Source organism: Frankia sp. AiPa1 (assembly GCF_023243075.1).
Taxonomy (GTDB): Bacteria; Actinomycetota; Actinomycetes; order Frankiales; family Frankiaceae; genus Frankia.
Genome location: NZ_JALKFZ020000039.1, coordinates 1 through 11,132, shown reverse-complemented (window position 1 = coordinate 11,132; position 11,132 = coordinate 1). Strand labels below are relative to the sequence as shown.

Genomic DNA, 11,132 nt, shown 5'->3' with positions numbered 1-11,132 from the left:
GACGACAAGATCTGCCAGACCCAACACTCCCACCCAGACACGAAACACACCAGGACTAAACAGCGACAGTCTACTAGGGTCTTTCTCGCGGATCATGATGGTCCATCACAGCAGACCGGCCAGTTCCCGCCCGATCCCCGGTCGGGCCCGGACCACTCCGACGTCCTCGGCGCCACGCGCACCGTCCGACATACCGCGTGGCCGGTGGCCGGTGGTGCACGGTGCCCCCGCCGTCACCGTCAGCTCCGATCGTCACGACCAGCGAGCCCACTCCCCTCCCCCGACCCCCGCTACCGCCCCCTCCCCGCCGCAGCGCGTGACGACGGATCGGCCCCGGAAAAGCCCCGTGTCGCTTCTACCGGGTTGCGAAGGGACAAAACGGACAGATTACCCGGTAGAAGCGACACCCCCACGCACCAGCACCGCCACCACCCCCAAAGGCCATCACGGACAGCGAGGTTCACCGGGTGAACTCGGTCGCGAGCCGGAGATCCACGGGAAGCAACCTAGAGCCCAGCGCCCGCGGGGCCCACGGCCCCGGGCAGCCTGCCAGTCCACCTCAAACGAGCCGACCAGCTGACGGTTTGCACTGTAAGCATGTAAGCGACCTCCTGGGCCGAACATTCCCCGGACCGTACCGGCCAGCAGTTCAGCTTCCTCGGCCTGCGCCGACCGGCCGGCGGCATGGCTGACGGGCGGGTATGCGGGACCCGGGCCTGGTCGGCGCTGGCAGCACGACCCACTGGCAACACGGTCGGCCGATGGCACGGTCAGCCGGGGCGCCATGGTCAGCCGGCAGCACGGTCAGCCGGCAGCATGGTCAGCCGGCGGCATGGTCAGCCGGCGGCGTCCACGTCGACGTCGTGATGGCGGGCGAGCGTGCGCTCCCACGCCGAGAGCTCAGGATCGGTGCTCGACGTACGAACGGGGGTGCGCAGCAGCGCCTTGGTCTCGGCGGCGGTGTCACGCGGCACGGCAAGGAGCGCGGTCACGATCCCGGCAAGATCGGCATCAAGCCGCGACGAAGGCACCAGGCGCTCGGCGAGCCCCACTCGCACGGCTTCCGCCGCCGCGAGCGGTCGGCCGGTGAGGCCCAGGTCCAGGGCGGTGGATGCCCCGAGCAGCCTGGCCAGGTCGCTCAGACAGCCTGCGCCCGGGAGCACGCCGCGGCGCGCCCAGTCAAGGCGAAGGCCGGCGTCTGACGCGAAAAGGCGCAGGTCACAGGCCAGCGCGAGCCCCACTCCGATGTCATCGGCCCAGCCGGTGACCACGGCAACGCTGACGATGTCCATGGCGGCGCCGAGCCGGTCCAACGCCTGCCGCCAGCTGCGGATGCCGTCCGGTGTGGGAAGAAACCCGGCAGGTGATCCGCTGGCGTGGTCGGCGGACGTCGGAGGTGGTGACGCCGCAACAGTGGCAGGGGAACTCTCGATGCGCACGACGACGACCCGGACCTCGCCGGTCATCTGCCGCAGAGAGTCACCCAGGGTAGTACCGATGGGTCCCAGTGCTCCGGGATGGATCCGGCCACACAGCCGGACGGTCGCGACAGGGCCGACCACCTCCACCTGAAGCCCGGCCGCCGCCGATACGACGGCGGCGGCCGGCACCGCCATGATCAGGAACTTTTCTTCTTGGTGCCCCGGGTCGCACCGCCACGGCCGCGCAGGGTGGTACCGGACTCCGACAGGATCCGGTGGACAAACCCGTACGAACGGCCAGAGGATTCGGCGAGCAGACGGATGCTCTGCCCTCCCTCGTACTTCTTCCGAAGCTCGGCAGCCAGCTTGTCACGCTCGGCTCCGGTGATCCGGGTTCCTTTCCTAAGCTCGGCCAACGTGGCCCCCTCCGTGCTCGATGATCTGCGAACCGATCTTCACTCAGCTCGAGTAATCGCGCCACTCGAAGCAGATGTGATCCATCCCACGCGGCGCTCCGGTGCGTGACCGCTCCGTCGCGCCACTCCCGCCGCGACTTCCCGCCGGCTGCGGCTCCGGCCATACCCGCCCACGCACGAGCCGGCGCACCACCGACCATGCACGAGGACCAGTGTCTCCAATCCCCTGCGCACGGCCTAACAACGGCAACGGCGCGTCGTGACGAACATCGCCACGGGCCCGGGGCGATCTTCCTCCGACATGATGTCGCAGGTACGGCCAACAGTCGATCACTGTACCGAGCCGATCAGGAAACCGCGAACGCGGCAGATCAAACCGACTGATTCCTCACATCAGGTCCCAGACCACGCAACCATCTGTGCTTCCCGCGCCCTCTACCCCCTCCCGCGCACTCGCCGTACCCGCTCCCCCACCCACCGCCCAGCCGGCCCTGGCCGCCATCGTCATGACCTTGGCCGGAAACCTGCCCCGCCGGAGGAATCGTTACGGTGCAGGTGTGGCCTGTGAAGCGGTGGTGCGTCCTGCGGTGGCACGATCCATAGCGGCACCGCCAGTGGCAGCACTGGCAGCACTGGCAGCGGTCGCGCCGCTGCCGGGCAGATCAGCGGCGCCGCCGGGGAGATCTGCGTGAGTCTTACCGAGGACACGGCCGGGCCGCCCGGCTCCCCGCAGGCCGGCGAGCCTGCGAGCACATTGGCTGACGCGGCCGGGCCCGCCTCCCCACCGTCTCGGTCAGCGATACGCGCCGAGCTCGCCGAGGCCGGGATCTGGCTGGCGCTGGTTGTCTTCGGCCTGGCCGGCACCGCCATCCTCACGAGCTCCCACCTCGCGCTCGGGCTGCGTGAACCGCCCTGGCACGACGGCTGGCGAGGCCGGTTCGACCCGATGGTCGTGGTGCCGGTGGCCATCGCCGCGGCCGTCCTCACCCTGGCCGGGTGGTGGGCGTCCACGTTCCGCCCCGGTGGGCCCCGGACCGATGCTGGCGGCGGGCTCGACACCGGGGCCGCGGCCAAGGCCGATGCCAGGGCTGGGCACGGCGTCGGGTCCCGACCGGCAACGGCCATATTCCGGCTGCCCTGGGCGGTTCTGCTGGTGTTGGGCTACGTCGCCTCGCTGGCCTGGACCCTCGCGCTGGCGCTGGTCACCCCGGGTGGAGCCGGCGCCGGGCTGCGGGCGTCGCCGGACCTCGTCGCCGCGGCGCACGCGATCGGTGGCGATCCGCTCGCCACCCTGGGCTCGTACACCGACATTGTCCCGCCCGCCGTCGCCGGGTCGGTGGATGTCCTGCCCGCGCATCCGCCGGGCCCGCTGCTGGCCGCGTGGGTGCTCGGCCGGTTCGGCCTGTCCGGCGCGCAGTCGCTGGGCATGGCGTTCACCCTGATCGGAGCACTCACCGTCCCGGTGGTGTGCGTGGCGGTGCGTTCGTTGTGCCACGAGACCGCCGCCCGCCGGCTGATCCCCGTACTGGCGCTCGCCCCATGGGGCGGATGGATGGCCGGCTCGCCCGACGCCGTGACCGCGCTGCTGGCCGCCCTGGCGGTCGCCGTGGGCGTGGTCGGCTGCGAGCCGGGGCGTCGCTCTGTGTGGTGGGCTCTGGGGAGTGGACTGCTGCTGGGACTTGCCGCGCTGTTCGGCTATGTCTCGGTCTGGCTCGGTGTGGCGGTCGCCGCGGCCTATTTTGTGCGCCGCCGCCCGCTACTCAACGCGGTGACCGGGCTCGGTGCGCTCCTGCCGCTGTGGCTGTTCGCCGCCTGGGGATTCTCCTGGCCGGATGGTCTGGCTCTGGCCCGCGTCCGGCACCAGACGCCGGCGGTCACGCTCGCCTGGGTGTTCCTCGACCTCGTCGTCGCCCTGCTGGGCGCGGGTCCCGTGGCCGTGCGCGCGGCCCGGCGGCTGCGGCTGACGCCGGGCTGGCCGTTCCTGCTCGGCGCCGCGGCGACGGCCTTGTTCGCCGCGGTCGCCACGCTGGCTGAGGGAGGCACGCAGCGCACCTGGCTTCCCCTGTTCCCCTGGTTGCTGGTCCCCGCGGTGGCCCCGAACCCCCGCCCTCCCGGCCCCGGTGACCGATTGCGCGCCGGAACACTACCCGTCATCCTCATGGCACTGGGAGCAACCGCCGCCATCCTCCTCCACCTATCAATGGCCGGCCCCACCTAGCCCAGCCACCCAGCCACCCAGCCACCCAGCCACCCAGCGAATCCTGCCGAAGGTTTGGGAAGGATGTGGCCTCTCGATTCGTACATAACCTTCGGCACTTTCCCGTATCCGGCTCGGCGCCGCCGAACTCCAGTCAGGCTGGGGCGGGGCTGGCCTCAGGACCGGGTTCGGCGCTGGGTGCGGACGAGGCCGGCTGTGGGTCGCGGGGAATGTCGGGCTCGAGGAAGATGCGCAGCTGGGCGCCGACCGCGGCGCGCAGGGCCGCCTCGGCGCCGTCGATGGTCGTGGCAACCTCTCGCATCGTGACGGACGGCGCCATACCGATCTTGGCGGCAACCAGCAGCTCGTCGGGGCCGAGATGCAGGGTCCGCAGATGGATGACGGCGTTCACCCCGGGCGCGGCGGCCAGCGTGGCGCGGATGGTGGCGACGGTGGCCGGCGTGGCCGCCTCACCGACCAGCATCCCGTAGGCCTCGACGGCGACGAGGATCGCGACGACGAGCAGCAGGATGCCGATGGCCAGCGTCCCCGCGCCGTCCCAGATCGGATCGTCGAGCAGCAGGGTCAGGCCCACGCCGGTGAGCGCGAACAGCAGGCCGAGTTCGGCGGCGAGATCCTCGAGCAGGACGATCGGCAGCTCGGGCGCGCGGGCCTCCCGGACGAACCGCCACCAGGACCGGTCGCCGCGGGTGTGGTTCGACTCGCGGATGGCGGTGGTGAACGAGAACGTCTCCATCCCCACCGCGAGCGCCAGGACCACTATCGCGATCAGTCCGCTCTCCAGCTCGTGCGGGTGGCGGATCTTCTCGATGCCCTCGTAGACGGAGAACAGCCCACCGACGCTGAACAGCACGATCCCGACCAGGAACCCGGCGATGTACCGGGCCCGCCCGTAGCCGAAGGGATGCTCCTCGTCGGCCGGGCGGGCGGACTGGCGCTGGCCGAGCAGCAGCAGGCCCTGGTTGCCCGAGTCGGCGACGGAGTGGATGGACTCGGCGAGCATCGACGACGACTGGGTGAACAGGAACGCGACGAACTTGGTGACCGCGATGCCGAGGTTCGCGGCCAACGCCGCCAGAACCGCTTTGGTGCCGCCCTGCGTACTCACAAACCGCTCTCCCGTGTCGTCCCGACAAGTGCCCCGCCCCCGCCGGCACGCGCTGTCCCGGCGCGAGCCGTCCAACCTGGCCCGGCCCCCCGACCCGCGTCGGCCGGGCGCCGCCTGTCGGGCGCGGCGCGGATCGGCGCGGATCGGTGAGAACCGTTCCGGGGATCATGCCAGGGTGATGAGCTCCATCAGGTCCGGGGACCAGTTGTCCTCGACGCCGTCCGGCAGCATGAGCACCTTCTGCGGGTCGAGCGCCTCGACCGCGCCCGGGTCGTGGGTGACCAACACCACCGATCCCTTGTACGTCGCGAGCGCGGCGAGCACCTCATCCCGAGAGGCGGGGTCGAGGTTGTTGGTGGGCTCGTCGAGCAGCAGGACGTTCGCGGAGCTGCACACCAGGCCGGCGAGCGCCAGGCGGGTCTTCTCCCCGCCGGAGAGGGTCTTCACCCGCTGCTCCACCGTGTCCCCGCTGAACAGGAACGCGCCGAGGATGCGCCGCAGCTCCACATCCGATGTGCCGGGTGCCGCGGCCCGCATGTTGTCGAGCACGGAACGGTCGGTGTCGAGCGTCTCGTGTTCCTGGGCGTAGTAGCCCAGGCGCAGGCCGTGGCCGGGCTCGACCTGACCGGTGTCGGGCTGCTCCTGACCGGCCAGGATGCGCAGCAGCGTGGTCTTGCCGGCGCCGTTGAGGCCGAGGATGACGACCCGCGAGCCACGGTCGATCGCCAGGTCGACATCGGTGAACACCTCGAGCGACCCGTACGACTTCGACAGGCCCGAGGCCGTGATCGGGGTGCGCCCGCACGGCGCCGGGTCGGGAAAGCGCAGCTTGGCGACCCGGTCGGCGACCCGCACCTCGGCCAGGCCCGCGGCGAGCCGGTCGGCCCGGCGGTCCATCTGATGCGCGGCGCGCGCCTTGGTCGCCTTCGCCCGCATCTTGTCGGCCTGCGCCTTCAGCGCGTCGATCTTCTTCTCCGCGTTGGCCCGTTCGCGCTTGCGGCGCCGCTCGTCGGCCTCCCGCTGGGTGAGATAGGTCTTCCAGTTGACGTTGTAGACGTCGAGGGCGGCCCGGTTCGCGTCCAGGTGGAAGACCTTGTTCACGCACTTGTCGAGCAGGTCGACGTCGTGGCTGACGACGATGAGCCCGCCGGTGTGGGCGCGCAGGAAGTCGCGCAGCCAGACGATCGAGTCGGCGTCGAGGTGGTTCGTCGGCTCGTCGAGCAGCAGGGTGGCGTCCGCGTTGCCGGACCCGGCGAACAGGATGCGCGCGAGCTCCACCCGTCGGCGCTGCCCGCCGGACAGGGTGGCGAGCTGCTGGCCGAGCACCCGGTCGGCCAAGCCCAGCGAGGAGCAGATCCGGGCCGCCTGCGCCTCGGCGGAGTAGCCGCCGAGCGTGCCGAACCGGTCCTCCAGGTTGCCGTAGCGGCGGATGGCCGCGTCGCGCTGGCGCCCGTCGACCAGCTCGGCCATCTCGAGCTGGAGCTTCTCCATGTCGCGCAGGATGACGTCCAGGCCGCGGGCGGACAGGACCCGGTCGCGGGCGGAGTCGGTCGGGTCACCGGCGCGCGGGTCCTGCGGCAGGTAGCCGAGCTCGCCGCGGACGTCCACGGTGCCGGCGAACGGGATACCCTCCCGGGCGAGCACCTTGAGCAGGGTCGTCTTGCCGGCGCCGTTGCGCCCGACCAGACCGATCCGGTCCGCCGCCTGGACCCGGAAGGAGACGGGCTCGATCAGGGTGCGGGCTCCGGCACGCAGTTCGAGCTCGGACACGATGATCATCGAGGTGGGGCCTCTTTCGGGCTTGCGGGCTGGCGGGGGCGCCGACGCCGCGTAGATCAGGTACAGGTCGATCGGGTGCGGGTCGGACGGGTGTGGTCGAGGGTGCTCCCCCGGCCGGGCGGGACCACCGCGAGTTCACGATGCCTGGACGCGCGTGCCTTCCAGCCTACGGGGCACCGCCCTTCGGACCACCGCCTGCCGTCCCACCCACGGCCGCCGGTGACTGTGGGCCTGGCCACGGGCAGAGCGCGCCGGGGGCCGATCATGCCCAGACCGCTCGCGCGAGGGCGGATCCGAGGACCGCGGCGCCGAACGCGGCGAGCACGCTGCCCACGACGTTCGCCGCGGCGAGCAGCCCGCAATGCTCCTCGGCCAGCCGCAACGTCTCGTAGGAGAACGTGGAGTAGGTGCTCAACGTCCCACAGAACCCGGTCCCGACCAGCAGCGCGACCCGCGGCGACGCCGCCCCGGCCGTGACCGCCCCGGTGACCAGGCCCAGCACCAGACTGGACGCGATGTTGACCGTGAACGTGCCCCACGGAAAGACCGTGTCGTGACGGGCCTGGATGGCCCGGTCGGTCAGATACCGCAGCGGCGCACCCACCGCCGCCCCGACGATCACCAGCAGCCAGTTCACCGGCCCGTCCCCCGCCTGGCGTAGCGGACGAACACCGTCGGCGTCGGCGCCCAACCACTGGACCTCGTCCTGACAGCCCCCGGCCTCATCCCGACCAACCTCGCGTGATCCATCGGGTGACCAGTGCCGTCGCCCACACCGCGCCCAGCGCGCCGATCACCGTCAGCGTCAGATAGGCCAGCGCCAGTCCGGCCCGCCCGCCGTCCACCAGCCGCTGCGCGTCGACCGCGTACGTCGAGAAGGTGGTGAACCCGCCCAGCACCCCGGTTCCCAGGAACGGCCGGACCAGCGGATGCGCCGTGCGTCGCTCCACGATCAGGACCATCAGCACACTGATTGCCGCGCATCCGATCACGTTGATCGTCCAGATCGTCCACGGAAAGGCCCCGGGCGCCGTCGGCCACAGCAGCGTCGCGCCATAGCGCGCGCACGCTCCCAGCACCCCGCCAAGGGAAACCACCGACAGCAGCAGGACCGGCGCACGGCGCAGCTCCCGGCGCTGCGCCGGCACATGTAGATCAACATCGGGGTCGACCGCCGCGGGCGGGCCCTCCGCGACACCGTCCACCTCGATACCGTCCAACGCCCACTCCTACCTGCACGGGCACCCAGGGCAACCAGGGCGCGACTCGGTACAAGTAGGGACCGTTAGCGGTCATAACCGCGGTTCGGGTACGGCGGGCCCCACCGCCGCACGACGACCGTCGGCCGCCGTGGGCAGATGATACCGCTCACCCGCTCACCCGCTCACCCGGCCGCCCACAGCTGATCCAACATGCGCGCACCGCCATGGGGCAGAGTCCCGGTGAAAGGCAAGCCGAGCGGCTGCCTCCCCCGTCCTCCGGGGCAGCGACAGCGACTTGCGAGGGCTCGAGGATGACCGTGATGGCCATCGGTCATCGTTGTGTCGCAGCGGCGAGAATTCTCGTGGTAGTTCGATGGCGGCTATCCCTGGGAGGTGTGTCGGCGGTGACGGTGGTGCGGTGGTCGGGCCGGGAGACCCGCGCGTTGCGTGCGGCTCGGCGGATGAGTGTGCGTGCGTTCGCCGCGCATCTGGGGGTTGCGGTCGCGTCGGTGTCGAACTGGGAGCGGCGCGGCGCGGGGATTCGGCTGCGGGACGAGACGCAGGAAATCCTCGATCGCGACCTCGCCCTCGCCGACATGGATGTTCGGGCCCGGTTCGACGCGACGCTTGCCGCCTCGGCCATACCTGGGCCGAGGTCGAGAAGCGGCTCACTCGTGTCTGCTGACGGCCCCGGCTCCGCGCTGCGGGCCCCGGGTTGGGTCGCCCCTGGGTTACCCCCGGACGGACAGTCAGCCGGTGCGAGCCGCCTGGACGGGCCGCCAGCGGGACCACCATCGGTGGATGACGAGAGCACCGCAGACGTACTTCGCCGCGTTCGCCGCCGAGGCCAGAGCGTTGACGCGGACATCGTCCGCCGCCTGAAAGACGAGGTTCTCGGCGTCGTCACTCAGTATGAGGAGCTGGAACACGCCGATTTCGTGCCCCGTCTGCGCCGGCAGCGGGTCCAGCTGGAGGAGTTGATCGACGGTTGCGGGTGGCCGGAGCCGCGGCGGGAGTTGTTCAGGATCGCGTGCGCGGCGTCCGGCCTGCTCGGCTATGTTGCGGTGGGGCAGGGCCGCTTCGCACTGGCGCAGGCATACTGCGCGGAGGCGTTTCAGCTCGGGGAGTTCGCCGAGCGGTCGGAACTGATGGCATGGGCCCGTGGGTTGCAGAGTTTCTGCGCCTACTACCAGCAGGACTACCGCGCGGCGTTGGACTTCGCCGTCAACGGGATCCGGTCTGCCGACGCCGGGCCGCAGGGGGTCCGGCTTGCGGTCAATGGGGCGGCGCGGGCGATGGGCAGGCTCGGGGATGTCCAGGGGGTGCATCGTCTGGTCGGGGAGGCGCAGGAGATGCTGGCCGATCAGGACGTCCCATCGGGGATCGTCTCGAGCATCGGGTTCGGCTGTTACAGCGCCGCGCAGGTTGCCAGTAACGCGGCCACTGCCTACCTGGCGTTAGGCATGCCGGATCGGGTGCGACACCATCTCGACCGGGCGATGCCCGCTATCAGCGTGGCAGGGTCGCCGTGGAGCCGCGCGCTGGTCCTGATCGATCAGGCGACCGCAGTGGTCCAGTCCCGGCAGGCGGATCTCGAGCAGGCGTGCGGCCTGGTCGGTGAGGCGCTTGACCTTGCACAGGGACGTCCGGTCATCTCGGTGCAGCAGCGTGCCGACGAGTTCGTCCGCTATGCGGTGGGGCGGTGGGATCGGCCGCGTGAGCTTGCTCCCCTCCAAGCCGCCCTGGCCCCGATCGGGGGGACGGATGGGGTCTGACCCTGCCGCACGTGCCGACGCCGGCCGTGCTGCGGCATTTTGTACCGAGTCCAGTGCGGCGGAACGCTTCTGGCAGCTTGATCGGCTGCATAACCACTGGTCCCGGCCGGGGCTTCGACGTTCCTGGCAGTGGTATCTGACATTCGAGGACTGTCCCGAGCTGCGCGCGCTGGCGGCGCGCTGTCAGGCGGCGATCACGTCTGACTTCTACGATCTTGTTGTTCTCGACGGTCTGCATCTCACCCTTGGCGGGGTCGCAGCGGGCGACGCGATCACTTCGGCGCAGGTCGCCGCGGTCGCCGCGGCGGGACGACGGGTCTGTGCGGATCTGCGGCCGTTCGAGATCACCATCGGCGTTCTGGGCGGGACGGCGGGCGCGCTGGGTTTCGCGGTCGGGCCGGTCAGGCCGTTGCGCCAGCTGCGTGATGCCCTCCACGAGGCCACCCGCTCGATCCTCCCCACCGCAGCTCCCATGGGTGTGCGGTTCGAGCCGCACGTGTCGATCGCCTACTGCAACACCGACAACATCCCGGCGACTCAGGCCCACGCCACAGTGCGGGCCCTGGAACCGCTTCCCTCAGCGACCGCCACGGTCACTTCGACGGTGCTCGTGGATCTGGAACGGCGGGAGCGCGCATACGTTTGGCGCCCATTCGCGAGGATTCCGCTCCCCACCTGACCTCGCCACCAGCCTGGCATTCCGGTTGTCTGCGCCGCGCTGACCAGATTTCCGCCAGTCGCGCGGCCCTCTCTCAGAGCGGCTGGTGGTCTGGACTGCGCGGCAGACCAGGACAAGACCAGTACAGCGCCCGCTATCCATCTGATGTCACGCACGGAAAGATCTCCCTTACATCCGGCAGGTGCGTTGCGCACGCCGCGCGCGGGATGTCCGCCGGTGCGCCGGGCCTGCCCTGGTCGAAGGGAGTTCTTATGTCCGTTTCCATCGCGTCGTCGCCGCCGCCGGTGCTGGCTCCGCCGGTGCCGAGTGTGGCGGACGAGTTCCGTCTGGACATACGGATCGTCGAGCGTGGCCCGGCCGCAGCGGCGTTGCTGGGCGACACCGACGACGGCTGCGACACGGTGCGCGGCAGCGACTGCTGACCGGCCTCGGGGGGGGGCGCCCCGCCCCCCCCCCCCCCCCCCCCCCCCCCCCCCCCCCCCCCCCCAACACACACCTAATACAAACTAGAAACAATAATCACGCCCCCTTGGG

Annotated in this window: 10 protein-coding genes; 4 read left to right on the top strand and 6 right to left on the bottom strand. The window is 70.9% G+C overall.

Annotation, left to right across the window (positions count from 1 at the left end; translation table 11 throughout):
- Positions 1-836 precede the first annotated feature (836 nt).
- Complete coding sequence (locus tag MXD95_RS06175; protein ID WP_250639570.1) at positions 837-1,616, bottom strand: enoyl-CoA hydratase/isomerase family protein; 780 nt, start codon at positions 1,614-1,616, stop codon at positions 837-839.
- A gap of 2 nt (positions 1,617-1,618) precedes the next feature.
- On the bottom strand, positions 1,619-1,837 hold the full coding sequence (locus tag MXD95_RS06170) for a helix-turn-helix domain-containing protein (RefSeq protein ID WP_248840730.1): 219 nt from the start codon (positions 1,835-1,837) through the stop codon (positions 1,619-1,621).
- Between the two features lie 688 nt (positions 1,838-2,525).
- On the opposite strand from MXD95_RS06170, the gene MXD95_RS06165 reads away from it, so the two are divergent.
- Positions 2,526-4,055, top strand: coding sequence for a hypothetical protein (locus MXD95_RS06165; RefSeq protein WP_250639569.1), 1,530 nt, complete (start codon positions 2,526-2,528; stop codon positions 4,053-4,055).
- A gap of 133 nt (positions 4,056-4,188) precedes the next feature.
- Here MXD95_RS06165 and MXD95_RS06160 read toward each other — a convergent pair whose 3' ends face one another.
- The 4 genes from MXD95_RS06160 to MXD95_RS06145 all read right to left on the bottom strand — a co-directional run bounded on the left by MXD95_RS06160 (position 4,189) and on the right by MXD95_RS06145 (position 8,162).
- The gene (locus MXD95_RS06160) at positions 4,189-5,163 is read right to left on the bottom strand and encodes a cation diffusion facilitator family transporter (protein ID WP_250639568.1); all 975 of its coding nucleotides are present in this window, start codon (positions 5,161-5,163) and stop codon (positions 4,189-4,191) included.
- Positions 5,164-5,328: 165 nt separating this feature from the next.
- Positions 5,329-6,942, bottom strand: a complete 1,614-nt coding sequence (locus tag MXD95_RS06155; protein WP_250639567.1) for an ABC-F family ATP-binding cassette domain-containing protein — start codon at positions 6,940-6,942, stop codon at positions 5,329-5,331.
- A gap of 262 nt (positions 6,943-7,204) precedes the next feature.
- Entirely contained in the window at positions 7,205-7,579 is a 375-nt protein-coding gene (gene crcB, locus MXD95_RS06150; RefSeq protein WP_250639571.1) for a fluoride efflux transporter CrcB, read from the bottom strand.
- 85 nt (positions 7,580-7,664) lie between these two features.
- On the bottom strand, positions 7,665-8,162 hold the full coding sequence (locus tag MXD95_RS06145) for a fluoride efflux transporter FluC (protein ID WP_250639566.1): 498 nt from the start codon (positions 8,160-8,162) through the stop codon (positions 7,665-7,667).
- A gap of 386 nt (positions 8,163-8,548) precedes the next feature.
- On the opposite strand from MXD95_RS06145, the gene MXD95_RS06140 reads away from it, so the two are divergent.
- From MXD95_RS06140 to MXD95_RS06130, 3 genes are all read left to right on the top strand, one after another.
- Positions 8,549-9,919, top strand: a complete 1,371-nt coding sequence (locus MXD95_RS06140) for a helix-turn-helix domain-containing protein (protein WP_250639565.1) — start codon at positions 8,549-8,551, stop codon at positions 9,917-9,919.
- On the top strand, positions 9,909-10,598 hold the full coding sequence (locus MXD95_RS06135; protein ID WP_250639564.1) for a 2'-5' RNA ligase family protein: 690 nt from the start codon (positions 9,909-9,911) through the stop codon (positions 10,596-10,598). The genes MXD95_RS06140 and MXD95_RS06135 overlap by 11 nt, the downstream gene beginning before the upstream one ends.
- 251 nt (positions 10,599-10,849) lie before the next feature.
- Positions 10,850-11,020 carry an FxLD family lanthipeptide gene (locus MXD95_RS06130; protein WP_250639563.1) on the top strand — a complete coding sequence of 57 codons (171 nt, stop codon included), beginning with the start codon at positions 10,850-10,852 and terminating at the stop codon, positions 11,018-11,020.
- Positions 11,021-11,132: the final 112 nt, after the last annotated feature.